Annotated in this window: 16 protein-coding genes; 8 read left to right on the top strand and 8 right to left on the bottom strand. The window is 30.6% G+C overall.

The window, feature by feature from the left end:
• Positions 1–29 precede the first annotated feature (29 nt).
• From U9R23_08540 to U9R23_08520, 5 genes are all read left to right on the top strand, one after another.
• Positions 30–398, top strand: coding sequence for a DUF559 domain-containing protein (locus tag U9R23_08540; protein MEA3476469.1), 369 nt, complete (start codon positions 30–32; stop codon positions 396–398).
• Between the two features lie 136 nt (positions 399–534).
• Positions 535–6,918, top strand: coding sequence for a UvrD-helicase domain-containing protein (locus tag U9R23_08535; GenBank protein MEA3476468.1), 6,384 nt, complete (start codon positions 535–537; stop codon positions 6,916–6,918).
• 269 nt (positions 6,919–7,187) lie between these two features.
• Positions 7,188–9,119, top strand: coding sequence for an ATP-binding protein (locus tag U9R23_08530; GenBank protein MEA3476467.1), 1,932 nt, complete (start codon positions 7,188–7,190; stop codon positions 9,117–9,119).
• A 320-nt stretch (positions 9,120–9,439) separates the two neighbouring features.
• Positions 9,440–10,423 (top strand): hypothetical protein, encoded by a 984-nt coding sequence (locus U9R23_08525; protein MEA3476466.1) that lies wholly within the window; start codon positions 9,440–9,442, stop codon positions 10,421–10,423.
• 63 nt (positions 10,424–10,486) lie between these two features.
• Positions 10,487–10,999, top strand: coding sequence for a GxxExxY protein (locus U9R23_08520; protein ID MEA3476465.1), 513 nt, complete (start codon positions 10,487–10,489; stop codon positions 10,997–10,999).
• Between the two features lie 58 nt (positions 11,000–11,057).
• Here U9R23_08520 and U9R23_08515 read toward each other — a convergent pair whose 3' ends face one another.
• The 7 genes from U9R23_08515 to mfd form a co-directional block, all read right to left on the bottom strand.
• Entirely contained in the window at positions 11,058–11,288 is a 231-nt protein-coding gene (locus tag U9R23_08515) for a DUF2283 domain-containing protein (GenBank protein ID MEA3476464.1), read from the bottom strand.
• Positions 11,276–11,581 (bottom strand): hypothetical protein, encoded by a 306-nt coding sequence (locus U9R23_08510; protein MEA3476463.1) that lies wholly within the window; start codon positions 11,579–11,581, stop codon positions 11,276–11,278. Before U9R23_08510 ends, U9R23_08515 begins: the two co-directional genes overlap by 13 nt.
• A gap of 17 nt (positions 11,582–11,598) precedes the next feature.
• A complete protein-coding gene (locus tag U9R23_08505) occupies positions 11,599–12,891 on the bottom strand; it encodes a peptidylprolyl isomerase (protein ID MEA3476462.1) in 1,293 nt (430 codons plus the stop codon).
• Between the two features lie 73 nt (positions 12,892–12,964).
• The gene (locus U9R23_08500; protein MEA3476461.1) at positions 12,965–13,348 is read right to left on the bottom strand and encodes a four helix bundle protein; all 384 of its coding nucleotides are present in this window, start codon (positions 13,346–13,348) and stop codon (positions 12,965–12,967) included.
• Between the two features lie 52 nt (positions 13,349–13,400).
• Complete coding sequence (locus tag U9R23_08495; protein ID MEA3476460.1) at positions 13,401–14,192, bottom strand: hypothetical protein; 792 nt, start codon at positions 14,190–14,192, stop codon at positions 13,401–13,403.
• Positions 14,176–15,531: a peptidylprolyl isomerase gene (locus U9R23_08490; protein ID MEA3476459.1), complete on the bottom strand. Its 1,356-nt coding sequence runs from the start codon at positions 15,529–15,531 to the stop codon at positions 14,176–14,178. The genes U9R23_08495 and U9R23_08490 overlap by 17 nt, the downstream gene beginning before the upstream one ends.
• A gap of 72 nt (positions 15,532–15,603) precedes the next feature.
• Positions 15,604–19,095, bottom strand: a complete 3,492-nt coding sequence (mfd, locus tag U9R23_08485) for a transcription-repair coupling factor (GenBank protein MEA3476458.1) — start codon at positions 19,093–19,095, stop codon at positions 15,604–15,606.
• 157 nt (positions 19,096–19,252) lie between these two features.
• Between mfd and U9R23_08480 the strand changes: the two genes are divergently transcribed.
• Positions 19,253–19,480: a DUF2281 domain-containing protein gene (locus U9R23_08480; GenBank protein ID MEA3476457.1), complete on the top strand. Its 228-nt coding sequence runs from the start codon at positions 19,253–19,255 to the stop codon at positions 19,478–19,480.
• The gene (locus U9R23_08475) at positions 19,480–19,860 is read left to right on the top strand and encodes a PIN domain-containing protein (protein ID MEA3476456.1); all 381 of its coding nucleotides are present in this window, start codon (positions 19,480–19,482) and stop codon (positions 19,858–19,860) included. Before U9R23_08480 ends, U9R23_08475 begins: the two co-directional genes overlap by 1 nt.
• 262 nt (positions 19,861–20,122) lie before the next feature.
• Here the strand turns inward: U9R23_08475 and U9R23_08470 are convergent, their stop codons facing one another.
• On the bottom strand, positions 20,123–21,079 hold the full coding sequence (locus U9R23_08470) for an integron integrase (protein ID MEA3476455.1): 957 nt from the start codon (positions 21,077–21,079) through the stop codon (positions 20,123–20,125).
• A 251-nt stretch (positions 21,080–21,330) separates the two neighbouring features.
• Here U9R23_08470 and U9R23_08465 point away from each other — a divergent pair, with 251 nt between their 5' ends.
• Complete coding sequence (locus tag U9R23_08465; protein MEA3476454.1) at positions 21,331–21,816, top strand: hypothetical protein; 486 nt, start codon at positions 21,331–21,333, stop codon at positions 21,814–21,816.
• Positions 21,817–22,005 lie beyond the last annotated feature (189 nt).

The raw sequence follows: 22,005 nt of genomic DNA, 5'->3' as shown, positions 1-22,005 counted from the left end.
CGTGGGGTGTGTAAAAAGACATAGAAAAAATGAAAGTATATTACAATTCCAAGCTAAAAGAACTTGCAAGAAAACTTCGTAAAAATATGCCTCTATCAGAAGTTCTTTTATGGAATCAGCTCAAGCAAAAGAAAATGAAAGACTACGATTTTCATCGTCAAAAACCTATTGATAATTATATTGTAGATTTCTTCTGCCCTAAATTGAAATTGATAATAGAAATTGACGGAGAAAGTCATATTTATAAAGGAAATAAAGATGTAAAAAGACAGGATAGATTGAAATCATTAGGATTTCATTTTTTACGGTTTAAAGATATTGATATAAAAAGGAATATGAAAGATGTTTTGGCTTCTATTGAAAATTGGATTGAGGAATATGAAAAAGATAGAATGTAACACACCCCGCCCTAAAGGGCACCCCTCTTGATAGAGGGGAATTCCAAAAATCCCCTCTGGAGAGGGGTGGCATTCCGATATTATCGGAATGACGGGGTGTGTAAAAATCCACTCCCAAAATATAAAAAATAAATTCATGAAAAAACAAATCTCTCCTAAAAAAGAATTAGATATTTCAACCAATACATTTATTACAGCAGGCGCAGGTGCTGGCAAAACAACTCTGCTTACAGACCGCTTCTGCGAAATTCTGGACTTTTTCGCAAAGAAAAAACTTTCGTATGGTATTGAAAATATTTTAGTAATCACATTTACACAGAAAGCTGCCGCAGAAATGAAACGAAGGATTTTTGATAAAATATCCGGGAATACAAATGAGGAACAGAAATATAATTTCAAAAATATAACCCTGGATGAAAAAGAAATAATACTTGAAGAGTTTCCAAAAAACTATATCTCCACCATAGATGCATTCTGCTCAAAAATTGTGCGTCAACATCCACTTAAAGCTAAAATAGACCCAAATTATGACATTCTTACTGAAAGTGAATCAACCCAAATCAAAAATGAAATAATAAACAAACTTTTAAAAGACATTGCCATTTCTCAAAATAATGAACTCAAAAATATTTTGCAATTCTGGGATGGAAACAAGATTAGATTATTTCTAAAATATGCTCTGAATAATTTTTACAAGTTTAAAGAATATTCTAAAAAACTGAAAAACAAATCTCTATCAGAAATTTCACAGGACTCGTTAAATAACAACTCTCCTGAAAATGTTGATTCCTTTATTGCTTTCCTCAAAAACAAAAGCGAATTCTTTGCAAAATATGCCTCTCTGAAGATAAATTCCCCTATTATAGATATCTGTAAAAATACTTTTAATGATTTAAAAAAAGTTACAGCCAATACTTTAAATTTAGAAAAACAAAGTATTCTTAAAAGAATTTTAAAAGAATTGGGAAATAAGGACAAATATTATACTTTTACAAGTTCTCACCAATTGGGTAAAAAAAGTGTCTGGGAAGAAGCAGGACTTTTAGGTCTATATAAGAATATTAAATTACAGAAAATAGCACAAAAATTAGAGGAAAATTTTCCTTATAAGAACATAAAATTGCTGCATTCTGAAACTGATAAACAGGCAAGTATTCTAATATCAAATCTTTGTCCAATCTTTGAAAAAGTAGCAAAAAAATCGTCAGATTGGAAGCAGATAAATCAAAAATTTGAGTATGAGGACATTCTCCAGAAAACCATCAGATTACTTAACCAAAAAGAAAATATTCGTAAAAAATTGGCTAACCAATTCCAATACATCTTAGTTGATGAATTTCAAGATACAAATTATCCGCAATGGGAATTGATAAAACTTCTTTCAACAGAAAAAAACGGACAATTGAGTAAGAAGAAAATTTTCTTAGTTTATGATGAAAAACAATCCATTTATCGTTTTCGTGGAAGTGATATAACTGTTATTCAAAAAGCAAAAAAAGAAACCAAAATTCCAAAAGAACAAATCTTTAACATCTCTGATAATTACCGCTCAAATACAAATCTTGTTAAATGCTTCAATTTTATGTTTAAAAAAGTATTCCCAACCAAGAAGGAATTTGATTTTGAAGCAGAACTTCAGATTGCAGAATCGAAAGCAGAGAACCAATTCCCGGGATTCGTTGATGTTGCTCTAATGAGAAAAGATGAATCTGCAACCGATTATGAAAATACATGCATAGAAGCTCAGTTAGTAGGAAGCAAAATACAAGAGTATCAAAAATTCAAGCCTGAAATACAAATGAAATGGTTGAATCGGTTAAATCAGTTGAATCAGTTAAACCAGTTGCCCAGTTCAACCAGTTCAACCAAAAAACCTTTCTTTGCTATTTTAGTTGACTCAAGGAGAAAATTTGTTATCTATCAACATATATTAAGGACAATTGGAATTGATTGTGAATTGATTGGGGGAACTGGATTCTTTCAAACCCAGGAAGTCTATGACATATTTAATCTCTTATCCTTTTTAGTTAATTCCAATGATGAGATTGCACTTGTGGGAATACTTCGCTCACCATTATTCTGCTTTTCTGATAATGATATTTTTAAGATTTCTCATCTGAATGGGGATGGATTTTTGCAAAAATTGAGAAACTTTGATAAATCTGTTCCTGATATCTTGAATAACTGGAGGAATCTCTGTTTTCAGATGCCTCTGGATAAATTCTTAGAATACATTGAAAGAGAAAGGTTTCTTGACTATACTTTTTTGGAAGAATCTTCAAAAGGGCAGAAACTCGCAAATTTTGAAAAACTCAAAAGTATTGCTTCAAGATTTTCAAAAGATGGAAAAGGGATTTATGTTTTTCTGAAATATCTTTCAGAAGAGATAGAAGTAAACACACGCGAACCTTATTCAGAAATTCCTGTAAAAAGTGAAGTAGTAATTATGACAATCCATCAAGCAAAAGGGCTTCAGTTCCCAGTTGTGATAATCCCTGATATTTCACACAAGCCAAAGTTTTCACTGGCGGAACCCTTTCTTATTGAAAAGATTAATGGTAAGATTGAACTTGGGGTGAGTATTTATGATAACTTTAATAAAGGAAAACGAACCGTTATTTTAAATAAAATAAAATCTGAAATTGATGCCCAAGAATCAGCAGAAAGAAAGCGACTTTTCTATGTTGCCTGCACTCGCTCACAATCTATACTCTGTTTTGTCTGTCAAACTGATGGAAAAATAAAGAAAAAAAATGTAATGGACTATTCTGCAAAGACCTGGTATGAATATTTGATTGATATCTTTGATATTGAAAATCTGGATTTCCCTGAAAATTCTCAGAACTCACCTTTGAAAATCTCATCTTCTGTAATTGACAAAAATAATCTGCCTGTCTTAATTAAGACTTATAATATTGAAAAAAAATTAGAAAAAAAAGTAATCTCCAATGTAAAAAAAATTAACTATGAGCCCCCAGAAGATAGATTTCTCCAATTTCCTAAAATAATAAAATTTTCTGTAACAGACATTATTAATGCAGGGGCAGCGGCAGCAGCAGTGGCAGAGGCAGCAGCAGTGGCAGACAACACTCGGTCAATAATTGATTCTGCGAAACTTGGCACTGCTTTTCATTATCTTTTACAACTCGGCATTCTTGAAATCAATCCAGAAAATGAAGACAAAATAAAAAACTATTTAAACTACTTATTGAAAGTAAAAAAGCCTGAGATATATATTTCTGAACTAAACCAACATTTACAAAATGTTCGTAATTCTGAACTGTTCAACATTCTTAATCAAAAAGAGAAATTTACAATACTACCTGAATTTGAAGTGCGTTATACCAATCAAACCAAAAATGGAATCTATTGGGAACTCTCTGCAAAGATTGACCTGCTATATCAGGATAACCAGTGCAAATGGCATCTTATTGACTATAAAACCAACAATGGAAATTCGCCAGAAGCAATTACAAAATTCCATAGATATGATATCCAGATTCAGTTTTATATCTACCTTTTGAAAAAAAGATTTGGTGTAAAAGTATCCTCTGCCAGAATTTATTATTCGTATTTTAACAAATTCCAAAACATTGAGCTAACCAAGGATGAAATATTAGAAGATTTAATTAAAAATTATATCGCTTCTTCATTTTCAAGTTTACCTGACTTTTCAAAAGAAATAGGAAAAGAGTATATTCAAGTAAAGAAAAAAACCTTGTGCCAATACTTGCCTCGTGGTAAAGCCTTAAGTGGTGACTCTGTGGCAGATTCATACTCGGGAAACAATCTTGTGATTCTTACTCCTAATCGTAGCATTGCAAGAGAAATAAATTCTATGACCAAAAGACCGTATATCAGAGCTTTTCGTGTGCAGGACTATCTTACTAATCTATTACAGGGTTCGCTTCCAAATCTTATTGATAACAAAACTAACCATTTAATACAAAAGAAAATAATTCAAGAAAATACAAAAATTAGCCTCAAAAATTTGCCGGGCATAACGGATTCTTTTGAGCAAGCAATGGAAATATTTTATCAAAATGACAAAGATTTGAACAAAACATCAAAACTTTTCAGGACTCTTTACAATTCCTATAATAATTATTTAGAAACACACAACCTGCAGAATGCTTATGACATTTACTATTTATTATTTTCAAATTCAGAATTAATATCAAAAACTGATTTTCATTTGTTAGGAAAATTTTATTTTGATGAATTTCCAATATGGGGAAGAATTTTGGACCTTATAAGAAGTAAGGCTAAATCATTCTCAGTAATCCCTGATTCAGATAATCTATCTGTGGAAATATCCTGTTGCAGTTGTATTAACCAACAGGATGAAATCATTCAGACAGCAGAAAAAGTTTTTCAACTGCTAAAAAAAGGAATAAATATAAACGAAATCAAAATCGTTCTTACTGACTACAAAAAATACTTTCCAATTTTAGAAAACATTTTCCCTCAATATGGAATTAGATATAAGACTGCGAAAGGGAAAAAATTGAAATCCAGTCCGATTTACACACTGCTTGACAATATTTTTAACCTTCTGTTTGAGCCTTACTCATTTGAAAATATTTTTAAATTGTTTAACAATTCATTTGCAAATTGCGAGACTGACATATCATTGATTGACCGCTTTGTCAGAAAAAATAATTTAGCAAGTTTGGAAGGCTTAATCAAAAATCCTAACAAAATTTCAGATTATTGTGCTGAGCAGAATGAGATTGATTCAATACATAAACTTGCAAATATAATTAATAGTTACTTTGTAATTAACATAAATAAAAAATGCGAACCTGAATATTTTCATGAAAAAATCAAAAATATACTGAATTACTTTTGTATTGATAAGTATTTTGAAAATGATAATACACAACAACCCTTCTATAAAGAAAATAAAAAATCCTATGAAATAATATTAGACCTATTTGAAAATTTAGTTAAAACTTATCAAAGATTGAAAATCAGTGATATTTCTGTTCATCAACTTTACGATGACTTCCGGGATTGGTCTGGAATTGTAGAATATAAGTTGTCGGATGAATACGAAGGAGTGAATATATTAGGCGCCTGGGAAAGCATAAATCATAAAGCTAAATATTGTTTTATCTTAGGTATGGCTGAAGAAGTATTTCCAGGAATCGTAAAAAAGAATTTCCTCATTCAAAATTTAGATATTAATAAACGAAAACTAAAACGAAATCTATTTATACACTGGCAGAAAAATTATAATGAAATAACTTTTCTATATCCTGAAAAAGATGTAGATGGGAATCAATTGCAAAAATCCTCTTTTATGTCTACCAGAGGCAGACCCTTCGGAAATGATATTCCAGAGATTAAAATTGATGAAACAGAAAAAATTATCAGCAGAAAGGAATATTTTCAGGATTTAATCAGGAATGAAGAAAGAATCGTATTTCAAAATAACAAAATATTAGAGAGGCTATCTAAGAGAAATATTGAGGTCAAAGAAAACTCCCTCTCTAAATTTGAGGGCAAGATAGATGGTTCTGATTTAAATATTAATCATTATAATGCAAGTGATATAAATCTATTGGCACGATGCCCGATGAGATACCTTTTCCAGAATATCCTTTCCCTTACAGAATTAAAAAGAATTGGAGTTGAATTTGAAAGACGAGATTGGGGGATATTTGTTCATAAGGTTCTTGAAAGTTTTGGTAAAGGTGGCGGATTTAACAAAAATCTACAACAAGCATTTACATTAATGAAACAAAAAGCCAACGAACAAATTGATGCTTTCCATTATGATATGAATAATATGTTTATAAGAAAAGAGTATGAAAAATATGTATCAGGGTTGGATAATAACAACAATTATGGCATTTTGCGAAATTTCTTGGAAACCGACTTTAAAGCATTTCCAGAATTCCGACCAATTGATTTTGAAAAATCTTTTGGAATAGATGATGAAAACTTTTTAATTCTTGATTGCAATGGTAAGAAAATTCATATTAGCGGTAGAATTGATAGGATAGATAAATTCAAGGATAATAAATCCCCTACAGGGGATAAATATATCATTTATGATTACAAAATAGGCAGAGAGAATACTTTTAAGCTCATAAAAGAAAATATAGAATTTCAGCTTCCAATCTATTATTTGAAATCCAAAGATGAATTTTCTGATGGTATCGTAATTTGTGCTTTCTGGAATTTAATTGATGGAAACCCATCTGCATTCTTAGGAGATATTTCTGAAATTGATTTAAAAAGTCGGAAAAGACATATATTGATTGTTGATAAATCCTCAATTATCCCTGTCCCCGCGGACGCGGGGATAATTGGGGAGGGGACTGATAAAAATGGAATTGCTATCAATAATATTATTTCTGCAATAAAGGAACTTGATAGAAAGGTAAATTCTGGCGAGTTTCATTATACGATATTAAAGCGTGATAAAGCACATTGCGACTCTTGTGGGTTTAGAAAGATTTGCAGGTATGATGAGAAGAAGGTAGGATTATTGAAAAGTATGAAAGTATAAATTACAAATAAAATATTCACATATTTTATAAATTACGAAATATAGAATAGCACTACTATTAACCTTTCACCCTAATTGGTTAAAATAATTTTTAAAATTTTTTTAATTTTTTTCATAAATTTCTTGACAACTCATATTACTTGATATTTTTAATATTTGATTCAATTAATTTTTTAATTTCATACATTCAATAAAAAATTTCCTTAGGAGAATTATATCAAAATTTTACAAATTTTAAAATAATTCATTTAATAAAATTTAATATTATTATGAATAACACACAAAAACCATATCAAATATTACTCCATTTAGGTTCTATTATTAACAAACAACTACCTGAAAAAGACAATTATCAGGAATCAAAGAAAAATCATACATCAGATTTTAATTCAGAAAAACACAAAAGATTGATAACAAAATTTACTAATCTCAAACAATTTCAAAATCTTCAACTAACAAATGAAGATACTTTGATTATCGCATTTGCTTGGTATAAATATATAGTTGAGCGAGAATTTCAAATCGACCCTCTTAAACTTTTGGAAGCAATATATCCAAATCCTTCTGAAAGAATAAAACAGCTCGATCGTATAGTTAGACTTTTGAAGTACAACATATTATATACAAAGAAAAAGCAAATTAAATTTCAAAGAACCAGGAAAAGTGATACCAAATCCCATATAAACTTTCAAAAGTATTCATTACTCGAAAATGATATAACTATTCATCGTTCATTCTCCAGACTGATATTAGGTGAAGAAATTGATGTAAACAATGATATAGATAAACCTTATCAATCAAATAAAGAATTTCTTTCAGATTGGTTTACATATATTGATAAACTTTATCGATTCAGTTTATGGGATTTTTCAATAAGAAAAACAAATTCTACTCTTGATGAAATGCCAGCAAATGATATGTTAGAAGCAATACAATGGAAAGAACGGATAGCACAAAGGCTAAATAAAACTAATATAACATTTCCGTTAATGGATATAGTAGATGAATATAAATTAGATGAAAATGAATCTATTATACTTATGTTTCTTGTTAAAGAAGATATGGAAGGAAATGATGGTGCAGATGTTGAAGATGTTCTAAAACTCATAAGCTGTGATCAACAGGAGATGTATCGCAATAGAGAATATGTTTCAATTGACTCAAGGCTTGTAAAAAATGGTCTTATTGAGACTTCGGAAAATGTTTTTTTCAGAACCAAAAGCAGTGATATACGAATTTCTTCAGACATTACCAGAAGAATAATTATGAAAACTTCAGTTAATGACGGTGAAAAATTATTGCAAATTTTAAAAGGAAATAATTTCTATACTTTATTTGAACCTGCTCAAACCTTAAATGATTTAATCTTACCAACTGAAATGAAAAACACAATAAGAACATCTCTAAACCAGTATATCAGTAATATTGATTATGTGCTTTCTCAATGGGGGCTTTATGAAGCAGGAATGCATGAATTTGGAAAGACCGATAAGAAAATTGAGCCAGGGATGTTAATGTTATTCTATGGACATCCCGGAACAGGCAAAACTTTTGCTGCAGGTGCTATTGCAAACTATTTGAGCAAGAAATTACTTGTTACTGATATGAGTCGTATTCAATCAAAATGGGTTGGTGATAGTGAGAAGAATATTCAACGAATGTTTTCATTATTTGAAAGGATTGTAAGAAGGACAGATAATCCTCCAGTGCTACTACTGAATGAAGCTGACCAATTTTTAAATAAAAGGTTAAATAATACAAACACATCAGTGGATATTATGTTTAATACACTTCAAAATCTTTTCCTTGAAGCATTTGAAAGATTACGGAGAATTTTGATCGCTACAACCAACCTAAGAGAAAATATAGATACAGCCTTTAGCCGCAGGTTTCACTTGAAACTTGAGTTTCCTTTGCCTGATTTTGAAGAAAGAATGAAGTTGTGGAAATTACATATCTCAGATATGATTCCAACCTCCAATGATATAGATATTCCGGCTTTGGCTAATTCTTATCAACTTACAGGAGGACAGATAAAGATTATTGTAAAAAATGCTTGCATTGAAGCAGCTTCAAGAGAAGGTAAAGGAAGAAAGTTGAAACAAAAAGATTTAATAAAATATTGTGATATTGAAGTTGAATCTTCCTTTTGTATGAAAAAGAATCCTATTGGGTTTATTAGGAAAATAAAAAATACATAATGAGATCTGCAAGATGGAAGGTTCTATTAAAATCCATAATAATTGGAATGTTTTATATTTTAACCTCATCCTCTAACTCCTTCTCCTACAAGGAGAAGGAGAACTAATACTTCCTCTCCTTTTAGGAGAGGATTGAGGTGAGGGAAAAAAACCCTATTTTGCAGAACTCATAAAAAATACATAATAAGAGAAGGAAAACAAATGGCAAGATTTATTGATAATAGTAGTGGCTCTATAAATAAAAGGATTAATATGTATACAACAGAAAGAATCAAAGATTGAAAAAAATGAAAATTATACTGAATTAATAGGAGGATAAAATGGAAAATCAAGAAAAAATAAAAGATTTATGTAGTATTCCTGGTATTGGTGATAAAATTGCACAACTATTGATTCATTCAGGTTTTGATTCAGTTTATAAATTAAATATTGAATTAAATCAAGATAATTTTGATGAAAAAAAATTTCAAAGAAGATTACAAAAAAACAACATTGGTAGTTGTCCTAGTATTGATTCTATAATGAAATGGCGAGAAAGTATTAGGAAAAAAGAACATCTTTATACTATTGCTGAAGAACGTTATAATTCGCTAATGGAAAGAAGTTTTGAAAAAGCACTTAGGATTTATCATTATAAATTTAAACTTCAAAAAGTAACCAATTGGTCTGAAAGTAAACCAAATGAAAGAAACAAACTTACTTGTGATGATGTTGAAGATTTCAAAAAAAGATTAGATAAAAAGGAGTTAAATTTATTTCCTGATGGATATAAGGAAGATTATGAAGATATGAAAAAAATCAGAAAACGAAATGAGTATTTTGATATCTGGTCAGGAAATAATAAAAAAATTAAAGCAGAAAAAAATATAAGCTCAGACATCATAAACAATAATAAAAAAATTGTAAAAAAGATGAAAATCGAATTTAAAAATTACTTTGAAAACGAACTGAATTTGGATGAATTTAAAAAAGAGATATTCTTTAAAGATAAAGAAAAAGATAAAAGAATATGTTATTACTGCGGAATCAGTGAAGCACAAATAGAAATGTTGGCAAACAACTCAAAGATCAAAACAAAACGATTTTATTCTCGTGGTAAAACTATGGAAATTGATCAAAAGAAATCTGAAAATGGGTATAAAAAGTGTAACATTGTCTTGGCGTGTTATTGGTGCAATAATGCAAAATCGGATGAATTTGATGAAGATGAATTTCAACCAATTGCTAATGGAATTAGAGAAACTTGGAATAAAAGGCTTAGTGAAATCAAAGAAAAAATTATTATAAAATCAAAAGATAAATAATACTGTACTCTGAATTTTTCTATATGCAATATATGAGTATAAATTAAAAATCAATAGGCAACCATGAAAATTAAGAAAATATGCAAAGACCTTCTCAAAATGGCAAATAATATTTATTCGGAACTTGGCGGTGGATTTAATGAAACTGTAAATCAAAATGCTCTGGCAATAGAATTAAGGGAAAATAAAATTAATTATCTTAAAGAAGTGAATATAGAAATTTTTTATAAAGGTAATTCAATTGGAGCTGACCGTCCCGATTTCGTTTTATTGGCTTCAAAAAAGAAAGATTGGAATTTAACAGAACCAATTGTTCTTGAAACAAAGGTTTCTTCAAAACTTACTAATGACAATCGGCAGCAATTGAAAAGTTATCTAAAATCATTTCCTCATAATAAAAATTCCTTGCTTAAAAGCATCAACAAGGGAATACTATTAAATTTCTTAAAAACTGAAGATTTTAAGAATAAAGATGTAGAAAGTGAGAAACCAGAAATTGAAATAGAATTTTGGAGTTTTAACCTAGATAGTAATAAAATGGAGTTGAGATTCAAATTACCAAATTCTGATGATTAGAATATTTATTTAGATTAACTTAATACACCTTCACAAATATCTCTTCCAGCAAATTGTCTTACAAACGGGAACTTGCGTTAAGTATAGTTATTCCAATAATTTTTCCTTTTTCGTATCTTACTATTATATCATCATCAGTAAGTTCAGAATTATCAGCATGACTTGGCTTTTTGAAGTTAATATACAAAACATCAGCTCCTTTATCATATGTTGTCCAAATCCTTGAATATGGTATATTTAAAACCTGTGGCACAAAGCTCAATATATTTTTTACCTTTATTTCTTCCATATTATCTTCCTTTTTTCAAGTTGTTTTTTTCGTCTTGTTAAAAATGCAGTAATCACAAATCCATCTTTCTTATTTAACTCACGATATATGACAACTAAATACTTTCCGTTTTCTATCTCCCTTAATGCTATACATTCTCCTGCATTACCTTCATATATTAGCTCAGGCTCCTCCACTGTTTCAAGAACATCAAAATAATATCCTGCCATCTCTGAATGCTCTTCAGTAATATGGAACCATCTTTCCTCGGTTAATCTTATTTGTATATTTTTTATTGATTTTACAATTTCCATACTTTATCCATTTTATATTAATACACCTTCACAAATATCTCTTTTCTTAAATCCTTGAGCCATTTTTCAAGAGCATTTTGCCGTTTCTGCTCTAATGCTAAATTTTCTATCTGTTGAGAAATCTCATCATATTCATAGGGTCTTGGTTCAACATATCCGAAATTTTTAAAGATATAATAACTACCATCAATCTCAACAACTTCAGAACAGTCATTCTCTTTCAGGGTTTTTATCACATCTCCGAAAGAAGGTATCTTTTCTAACTGACTAACTGGATATTCCTGAATGATTTTAAATTCTTTTCCAATTCCTGTTGTATCTGTATATTGTTCTGCAAGTTTGATAAAATCAGCACCATTTTTCAGCTTTTTATAAATAGCATTAATTTTCTGTTTTGCTTCTATCGTATCCTGCTTAGTTGCTTCCACTCTAATCAAAATATGATGAGCATGCACTTCTCCGTCTCTTTTATCATCAACACGAATTAAATGATAACCAAATTGTGTCTTAATAGGTTCACTGACCTCTCCAACATTTAAAGAAAATGCTGACTCTTCAAAAGGTTTAACCATATCTCCGCGAGCAAAGTATCCCAAATCTCCTCCATTATCAGCAGTGGGACATTCGGAATATTTTTTTGCTAACTCTTCAAAATCACCGTTTATATCTAATTGAGATTTAATATCTTGAATCTCATTTAATGCTTCGTCTAAACTCTTCTGGCTTACCTTTGGTTTGATAATAATCTGACCAATTTTTACCATTTCTGGACGAAGAGGTATGCTATCAATATGTGTCTGATAAAAATTTCTTTTTTCATATTCTGAAATAGAGATTTTAGAGAAAACCTCTTGATTTAAAATTGTTTCTTTTACAATCTGTTTAGAAATCTCTTCTCTATATTGTTCCTTTAGTTTTTCCAATGTCAAACCTTCATTTTGTAGAGCTAAAAAGAACTGTTCGGGTGAACTAAATTGTGCCTGAAGGTTATTGATAACCTGTTCTAATCGCATCTCAACTTCTGCATCTTGAGCAACGATTCCTTCTTGTTTTGCTTTTTCTAAAATCAACTTTTCGTTAATTAGCATTTGCAGAATATCGTCTTCCGTTATATTAATGGGTTGCTGGGAATTAGACATCCATTGCTCATAGAATTCTATCACTTCTGATTTGAGAATAGTCTCATTTCCTACAACTGCAGCGATCTCATCCACTTCTTCGGCTAATAAAGTGGTGCATAAAAGCACTAATAAAAGTGCAATATAAGTTTTTTTCCCCGATACATCGGGATTTCCACTTCGTTTCAACATTTTTCTCCTTTTAGTTTAGTTAAAATAGTTGAACTGGTTAACTGATTCAACCGATTCAACTGGTTCAACTGATTCAACTGGTTGAACTTGGTTTACTATTCATACAATTCTTAATATAATTAATGTATGCATTAAGTTGTTTTACAAAGGGTATTAAAAAATTCTCAATATTATCTTTTTCTTTTCCAATTATTAAATCCCTCGTATATGCTTTTCTTAACCAATCTTTTGTTTCTTCAAAAGAGCCTCTTGCATAATAGCAGAACTTCAAATTTTCCTTATAATGAAACCGACCATACCCCTCTGCAATATTTGCGGAGATTGAATCTGCTGCTCGTACTAACTGAATTCCAACTGTTCTTTTAGAAAAATTATCCCATCCTTTGCATATTTTCCATATAAGATTAGAAAAGTTTAATGCTTCAATATATACTTTCAAATCTCGTATATCTTCCATAATACCTCCGATTTGGTTGAACGAACTGGTTCAACCGATTCAACCGATTCAACTAAAATATCTTTGCTTTATATTTTATTTTCAAACTATCTAAGGCATTATCTAAAAAAGATTTTCGGTTATTTTCAATTAGTGTAGTTTTCAATGAATCTTTAATGTTTTGAAATGGGATGGGAACATTCTTCTTTTCTATATCTAACAATTGAACAATATTTAATTCTCCCTTTTCCTTAATAATACGAATATTCCATTTTTTCATACCCGAAAAGAAATTCCAAAATTTTTCATTGATATCTTCTTTCCCTACAAACCTTACAACATAATCTTTGCCAAGATTTTTTGCTACAGTATAGAATGCCTCACCGCCGTTAAATAACTTTATTGCAGAATCAGCAATAGTCCAGCTTTCTACAATAAATTTTTGAATTTTAAATATAGTAATCGGTTTAGTAAACTGAGCTCTATTCAGATTGTAATATGTGAAGATTTCATCATCAGTAACATGAATTTTATTTAACTCATCAGCTAAAATTTTATTTGCCAGAATAGTCTTTTTGCTGTATTTGATATTAAATTTTACATTAACTTCTTTATCTAATCCTCTTTTTTCAGCTTCATGAGAGAGAAGAGTAATCTCAATCCAATCTTTTATAATCTCATTCTTTTCATCAAGAGATGTATTTTGCCATTCCTGTTCAGTAAAAAGCGAACGAAATTCATTTTCATACAACTTTTCTCCACTCACCTCTGCAACGATTTTACCTTCTCTTTTGCTGCATTGGATACAAAGACTAACAAAAATAACTAAAAATAATAATGCTAAAACTTTATAGATATTTTTCATATTTCACAATCTTTATATTATAATCTTGCCTTACTTTTTCTAACCACTTATCCTGTTTTTCTCGTTTCAATTTCATATTTATTTTGTTACGCATCCTGGGTAGAGATTTCAATTTTCCATCTTGATAAAATTCGTCCTGATTATTTTGATAATAATTCTGAATCTCCTCATCTGAGACCTCAATTTCCTGGCTAATCACATTTTTGTATATTTCACCAAGAACAAAATCTTCCCATTTACTTTCAAACTCCTGTTCCTGAGCCTTCAACTGACTTATAAATGTTGATATAGTATCAGAATGTTCTTCAATTGCAACATTGTTCAGGAATTCTTGTAGAGCAATCTGTTTTATAATCTCTTTGGTGTTTACAAATTCCATATTATTCCTCTGCTCTTTTGTTAAGAAGTTATCAAGATACTTTTTAACAACATTATATTTTAATTTATAATCATCATAAGTTGCAATTAGAATATCAGATTCGGTTGATGGTTTATTTTCTGAAAGTACTTCCTTTAGATTTTTGTCATAAATGGTAATCCCTGACCTAATTTTATCAAGATAATTTGTTAGGAATGCACCCTCTTTTTTGCTTCTAACCTCATTTTTAATATGTTTTTTTATCTCCTCAAATTCTGGGTCATCATATCTTTTTATAATATAATATCCATAAGGTGATGCAATTGGTTTTGTATATTCTCCAATTGAAAGGTCTATTGACTCGTTAGGAAACATTCGTCTTAAAGTCTCGGATTTCACAATTTCAGGTTCATTATTTGTGCCCCTATAAATCTTATCAACAAATTTGTTTCTTACATTTTCAAACTTGGCACCGGATTTTAACTTATTGTATGCTTTGTAAATTTTTTTCTTTGCTTTTGTAGAATTCCCATCTTTTATCGGAATAACCACTGTCATTATCTTGATTAAAGGATGGTCATTTATGTATGCTTTACAATCTCGGTCAGAAATTTGGACATTTTGATTGGCTTTCTCTTCAAGCATTGTTTTTAATAGTAATTCAGTTTTTGCCATACTCTTTTGCCAGTTAAAATTTTCTCTTATTTCTGGATTTTCAAAGAAGTTATTCTTCTCTGCATAGACTTTTAGTATTTCTTTATTAATTAAATCTTGTAGTATAAGCCTTTTATCATTCTTTGACAAATCAGAACCATATTTTTCTGCCTCGGCTTGAAGGTCTGAAATATATATGACCTCATCATTAACCATTGCTAAAATTTTATTAGAATCAGTTTTCATAAAATTGTTTCTAATAATTAGAAATGCACAAATCACTACTAATACTACAGTAAAAATTTTGGTAGATTTTTTTATTTTCATTTATATTCTCCTAAACCATAATTAGAAATTCTCTTAAAAATGTGGACCTATAGTTTATTATAAAATAAATAATCATTCTCCAAATACTTTAATTATTTTAATACAAACATCAAAATTTGAATTGAATCTGTCAATTTTATTATACAAAGAATCCTTGAGATATGGAATATCTACTATAATAGAAAATCCCTTTATCTGTTTAAAATGTACAGCAAACTTGGTTGATTTTATAATCTTTTCAATTTTACTTTTTGAAATCATTGATTTAAATGGCTCAATAACAATCTTTCTTCTTCCAATAAAGACAGATTTTATTTTGCATTTTTCAGCCCAGAAATTTACTAAATAATATTTGAAAACATACTTTGCAACCTGTGGTAATTTCCCAAATCTGTCAACCATTTCATTTTGAAGCTTATAGAATTCCTTTTCATTTTCTAAGTTATTCAGCCTGCGATAGAAAACCAATCGCATTGCTTCATCTTCAATGTACTCTTTTGGAAAATAGAACGGAATTTCACATTGAATTTTTGCCTTTCTTCTCTCTATTTCAAATATATCTTTAGTTTCACCTTTGCTAATTTTTTCAATTGCTTTTTTCAAGATCTGGTTATAAAAACTTATCCCGACTGTATTCATCAAACCATGTTGTTTTTCACCAAGGATATTACCAGCTCCTCGTATCTCTAAATCACGCATTGCAATATTAAGTCCAGAGCCAAGAGCCTCGTTCTGTTCAATAGTTTTCAGCCTTTCTTTAGCTGCTTCAGTAGTCTTACCTGGCACAATAAGATAAGCATAAGCCTGACGGTCAGAACGACCAACTCGTCCTCGTAATTGATAAAGCTGCGCCAATCCGAACTTATCAGCATAGTTTATTATAATTGTATTAACATTTGGAATATCAATTCCAGATTCAATTATTGTGGTACATACGAGAACATCAAATTTACTATGATAGAAATTCCGCATAATTCTTTCCAGCTCTCTTTCTGGCATTTGAGCATGTGCAACGACAAAAGAGATATCAGGCATCTGGTGACTTAATCTCTGCTCCATAGTATAAATAGTTTCAACCCTATTATGCAGAAAGTAAACCTGTCCTTGTCTATCAATCTCTCTCTTTATTGCTAATTCAATTATGTCGTCATTATATGGAATGATGGCAGTACGAATCGGTAAGCGATTTTCCGGTGGGATATCCATAATAGTCATATCTTTAACACCTGAAAGAGTCATATTAAGGGTTCGCGGAATAGGAGTTGCAGAAAGAACAAGAATGTCTGCGGATGTCTTTAATGCCTTTAATTTCTCTTTGTGCTTTACGCCAAATCTTTGTTCCTCATCAATAATAATCAGACCCAAATCTTTAAATTTTACATCATCAGAAAGCAGTCTATGCGTGCCAATTACAATATCAACCTCGCCAAATTGCAGACCATCTATGATTCGCTTCTGGTTTTTGGGTGTAATAAATCTACTAAGCATCTCAACTCTTATCGGATAATCTTTCAACCTTTCTGAGAATGTGAGATAATGCTGTTCTGTAAGAATGGTTGTTGGAGCCAGAAAGGCAACCTGTTTGCTGTCCATAACAGATTTGAAAGCAGCACGGATTGCCACTTCTGTTTTTCCAAATCCAACATCACCACAAATCAATCGTTCCATTGGGATTGCAGATTCCATATCATTTTTGATATATTCGGTAGCTTTTATCTGGTCAGATGTATCCTCATAAATGAATGATGCTTCCAGATTTTTTTGCCATTCAGAATCTTTGGAAAATGCAAAGCCTTTTGCTAATTTTCTTTGTGCGTAAAGATATACAAGGTCAGCAGCAATTCTTTCTATTTCTTTCCTTACATTTCCTTTAACTCTTTCCCACTTTCTTCCACCAATCCTATAAATCTCTGGAGTAATACCTTCTTGAGCTGAAAATTTGGAAATAAGATTTAATTGCTCTGTTGGGACATAAATTTTGTCAGTATTTGCATACTGAATGGCAAGACAATCCATTTCAGAATCCTTGATTTTCAACTTTTCCAATCCTTGATAAATCCCGATGCCGTAATCTATATGAACAACATAATCACCATTTTTTAATGATTCATAATCTGCAAGTGCTTCTGCTTTTTTGAATCGCACAAAATGTCTTTTCTGTTTGTAACGATTAAATATTTCATGGTCTGTGAAAATTGCAAGATGAGCATCATCAAAAATAAAACCATTCTGAAAAACGCCAACATTCCCTCCTGAGGGGGAGTCTACGAAAAATCTTACTTTATCCTGAAATTCTGGCAGCATCTCTTGAAGCCTATCACTCTGACTTTTATTGTCAGATTGTATGAAAATGGTATAACCTTTTTGCAAAAGAGAATCTATTTCAGTATTTAAAAGAGTAAAGTTGCTATTGAAATTTACCCCGTTAGATAGCATCCCATCGGAAGGTGGGCATCTAACAGGACAAGAGCATCTAACGGGGTGAATCTGGGATTTAAATGGAATATAGAGTGAATATTCTGAAAGATGATAGTTACTACGATTAAAATAGAATGTAGAAAATTTTTTAAGGCTCAAACTACTGAATTTTGAAAATAGCTTATATGGTTTAGCAATAATATTTTCTAAAATAGTAATAATCTTATCTTTGTAATTTTTCTTTACCTCATCAAAAAGTAATTCCTCAATATTTGAAAAATTTTGAAATTCATCAAACACTAAAAATGTGTCTTGTGGATTGAAATATTCAGAAAAAGTTGCAGTTCTTTTCAGAAGTTTTGCCAAATCCTGTTCAATGCCATCATAAAAGCCTTTTGAAGAAATTCTTTCTAAAAGTTCATCCGGAGATGATGAAGAAAGATTATTAAGAGAAAATTCTCGGATTGGTTGGATGGTTATCTTAGTGTAGCTATCATCCATGGAGCACTGGGATTGGGCAGAAAACTCTCTTATAGACACAACCTCATTGCCAAAGAATTCTAATCTGAACGGATTCTGATATTGAGGAGAAAATATATCTAAAATTCCACCTCGTTTGCTTATCTCTCCTATTTGCGAAACCTGACTCGTATGACTATATCCGCAAGCGATTAAATCTGAAACAAGCTTTTCTAAATTATATTCCTTTCCTTTTGATAGAGAAATAATATTCGTTTTGTAATTTTCGTGATGATTAATATTACGAAGAAATTCTTTAATAGAAACAATAAAAATTCCAGATTCACCCAGGACTGCTTTGCTTAATGTATTACTTCGCTCAACAAGACAGCTCTGTTGTGGTGAAAATTCTTCATAGTGCAAAAGTTCATATTCTGGTAAAAAATGAACATTATCATTTCCAAGCAAAATCTTTAGGTCATCACAAGTGTTTCTTGCTATTACATCATTAGTGGTAACGAACAGCACATTTTGCTTTGCGGTATAAAAAAGATGAGCAAGTAAGAGAGATTTTGCCGAAGCATTTAGGCCGAAGACTTGCTTTGGCGTTTTTGTTTCCGCCAGATGATTGAACTGACTGATTAAACCCGACTTTGCTAAAAATGGTTTTAAGGTTTTGTAGAACATATATTTATCAAAATTTTAATTAATTTCTGACAATCAAAATATTTTTCAATATTAAAATGATACAAGTTTTTTATAAAATATTTGACAAACTTCTTTAAAAGATATTAGATTGATTTAAGGTAGGATTTAATATTTATGAATACACTAAAAACATTAGATGAAAGGAAAAAATAAAATGGATGCCAATTCAATAGAAAGTAAATTAAATTCATTGCCAGACAATTTGAAAAGGGAAGTATTAGATTTCATTAATTTCCTGATAACAAAAAAAATGCATGAGACTATTCCAGCTCAATTTGATTTTACCTGGGAAGGCGGCTTATCTGATATCAAAGACCAATATTCTTCGGTAGAATTACAACACCAATCAACGGAGTGGAGATAATGTATTTGTTTGATACTAATATCTTCCTGGAAATTTTATTATCACAAGAAAAATCAGCTGACTGCAAGAAAATTTTGAATAACAGTCTGGGCAACATATCAATTTCAAATTTTACATTACATTCTATCGGCGTGATACTCTTTAGGCAAAAGAAAGAAAGGATATTTACTCGCTTTGTATCAGATATTCTTTCAAAAATAGATATCGTTTCATTGTCAAGACAAGCATATTTGGCGTTATCTGAATTTAGAGATGAAAATGATTTAGATTTTGATGATTCATACCAATGTAAAATCGCTGAAGAGAAGGATTTGATAGTTGTAACAATGGATAAACATTTTGAACGCGTTAGAAAGAAAATCAAGGTCAAGTTTATTTAAGATAGCTAACAAATCGATAATAAAAGTTCATCCTAAAAGTGATTTTATTGTTTTGTAGAACATCGGAATTAAATTAGCCACCAGCCTTCGTTAAAACTTTGGCAAGGCAGGCGAACTATCACGGACAAATATTTTTAATTTAGCTATTTTGTATTTTCAGGAATGAGACTTGACTTAAGTCCGAAGGAATTGAGTTAAGTTGAATTGCCAAAGCAACTTAAGTCATCCCGATTTATCGGGATAACTCAAGTTACATAGTTTACTAATCCAGTGGACTTTTAACACCTAAACCGCCTTTATTTAAGACATGAGTATAAATCATAGTGGTGCGGACATCCTTATGACCTAAGAGTTCTTGAACTGTTCTGATGTCATAACCATTCTCTAATAAATGAGTAGCAAAACTGTGGCGAAAGGTATGGCAGCTTGCGGGTTTGGTTATACCAGTTTTTTTCACAGCTTTTTTTACAGCTCTTTGAAGAACGGTTTCAGAAATATGGTGGCGACGTATAATTCCAGATCTTGGGTCAATTGACCTTTTTGAAGCAGGGAAAATCCACTGCCAGCCGAACTCTTTGCTCGCATTTGGATACTTTCTTGATAGAGCATAAGGCAAAAATACATCTCCATAACCATCTCTTATATCTTCAGAGTGAATAATTTTTACTTTATCTATCTGATTTCTCAAATGCATTTTCAGAGATAACGGCAGCATTGTTTTTCTGTCTTTTTCACCCTTTCCACTTCTAACTATAATCTGATTATAGTCAAAATCAATATCTTGTATCCGCAGACGAATAGATTCCATTAATCTCAATCCGGAGCCGTAAAGCAAATTTGCAATAAGCCAGTTTGTCTCTTTTAAGTAATAGAAAATCTTTTCTATTTCTTCTCGTGAAAAAACAACTGGAATGTGTCTATGTCTTTTGGCTGAAACAGTATTTTTGATGAATTTCAACTCTTTTTTCAGAACATTTTTATACAAAAAAAGAAGAGCAGATAGTGCTTGATTTTGTGTAGATGCAGAGACCTTTTTATCAACTGCTAAGTAAGTAAGAAATTCTTTTACTTCTTCTTCACTCATATCTTTCGGATGTCTTTTATTATGAAAAAAGATAAATTTCTTAATCCAGATTACATAAGCTTCTTCTGTGCGGATGCTATAATGTTTTAATCTTATCTGATTTCTAACCATATCCAATAATTTTGGTTTTGGCATAATTTATCTCCAAGATTTTTTTTCTTGACAGCATGACTTTGTTTGACAATGAATTACACCTCTTTAGAAGGACAACTTCTAATGGGACAAATAAATTAGTAAGGGCAAATATAATGCAAGCTTTTTCTCATTTATATATTTTGGTAACTTGCATTATTATATTAAGTTGTTAACGAATAAGATAGGAATGTTAGACTGCAGGGTGCAGTATAATTAATAGTTAGGTGTAAATTATCTATATAGGTGAAATAATGGATAAATATGAAAGGATACTTCAAAATTCAAAAAGCCGTGGAACCTCTTATCACATTGGATATGGAAAGATTGTCGTTTCATTCTGGTCTTTTATTGCTAGTATTATTATCATATGGTTCTCTTTAAGAATTGCTCTTGCTTTATTTGCCATGTCTATATTTTTGTTCATTTGGGCTACGCTCCAGAAACGATTATTTAAGAAAAAATATATGAATCGAATCGTAAAAGAGAATCCATCAGACCCAAAAAAGAAAAACATGGATGATATCAAGCAGAAAAATCGAAACTATTATCGCTGGACAAAACTTCAAGGAACAACTTTATTTCTATTTCTCGTTCTTCTTATCATGTGCTTTGTTTGGAGCTGGTGGCTCTTAGTTCCTGCACTACTATTTCTTATTTTGAATGGAGTTGCATATTCAAAAAAGATGAAATCATTGGGAAGGTCTCCATCAACGAAAAATCTTGATGAAGTTGTATAAAAACACCTAACAATTCGCTGCACCTGACCGCAAAAACGCGCGGCGTTTTTGTTCCCTCGCTTCGCTCGGCGGCAGGTGAGCTCAAACGTTGTTAGAATGCCATAACTAAATAGTTGACAATATGATAAAATAAAAAAGAAAAAGAGAAACAGAGAAATTCCAACATAGTAACGGAAAGAAATTATTATG

Source organism: Candidatus Cloacimonadota bacterium (assembly GCA_034722995.1).
GTDB lineage: Bacteria > Cloacimonadota > Cloacimonadia > JGIOTU-2 > JGIOTU-2 > JAGMCF01.
This window is presented reverse-complemented; position numbering and strand designations above follow the sequence as displayed.

Excerpts from the sequence above, each read along its gene's own strand:
- U9R23_08540 (MEA3476469.1), top strand. The coding sequence starts at position 30 with ATGAAAGTATATTACAATTCCAAGCTAAAAGAACTTGCAAGAAAACTT.
- U9R23_08535 (MEA3476468.1), top strand. The coding sequence starts at position 535 with ATGAAAAAACAAATCTCTCCTAAAAAAGAATTAGATATTTCAACCAAT.
- U9R23_08530 (MEA3476467.1), top strand. The coding sequence starts at position 7,188 with ATGAATAACACACAAAAACCATATCAAATATTACTCCATTTAGGTTCT.
- U9R23_08525 (MEA3476466.1), top strand. The coding sequence starts at position 9,440 with ATGGAAAATCAAGAAAAAATAAAAGATTTATGTAGTATTCCTGGTATT.
- U9R23_08520 (MEA3476465.1), top strand. The coding sequence starts at position 10,487 with ATGAAAATTAAGAAAATATGCAAAGACCTTCTCAAAATGGCAAATAAT.
- U9R23_08515 (MEA3476464.1), bottom strand. The coding sequence starts at position 11,288 with ATGGAAGAAATAAAGGTAAAAAATATATTGAGCTTTGTGCCACAGGTT.
- U9R23_08510 (MEA3476463.1), bottom strand. The coding sequence starts at position 11,581 with ATGGAAATTGTAAAATCAATAAAAAATATACAAATAAGATTAACCGAG.
- U9R23_08505 (MEA3476462.1), bottom strand. The coding sequence starts at position 12,891 with ATGTTGAAACGAAGTGGAAATCCCGATGTATCGGGGAAAAAAACTTAT.
- U9R23_08500 (MEA3476461.1), bottom strand. The coding sequence starts at position 13,348 with ATGGAAGATATACGAGATTTGAAAGTATATATTGAAGCATTAAACTTT.
- U9R23_08495 (MEA3476460.1), bottom strand. The coding sequence starts at position 14,192 with ATGAAAAATATCTATAAAGTTTTAGCATTATTATTTTTAGTTATTTTT.
- U9R23_08490 (MEA3476459.1), bottom strand. The coding sequence starts at position 15,531 with ATGAAAATAAAAAAATCTACCAAAATTTTTACTGTAGTATTAGTAGTG.
- mfd (MEA3476458.1), bottom strand. The coding sequence starts at position 19,095 with ATGTTCTACAAAACCTTAAAACCATTTTTAGCAAAGTCGGGTTTAATC.
- U9R23_08480 (MEA3476457.1), top strand. The coding sequence starts at position 19,253 with ATGAAAGGAAAAAATAAAATGGATGCCAATTCAATAGAAAGTAAATTA.
- U9R23_08475 (MEA3476456.1), top strand. The coding sequence starts at position 19,480 with ATGTATTTGTTTGATACTAATATCTTCCTGGAAATTTTATTATCACAA.
- U9R23_08470 (MEA3476455.1), bottom strand. The coding sequence starts at position 21,079 with ATGCCAAAACCAAAATTATTGGATATGGTTAGAAATCAGATAAGATTA.
- U9R23_08465 (MEA3476454.1), top strand. The coding sequence starts at position 21,331 with ATGGATAAATATGAAAGGATACTTCAAAATTCAAAAAGCCGTGGAACC.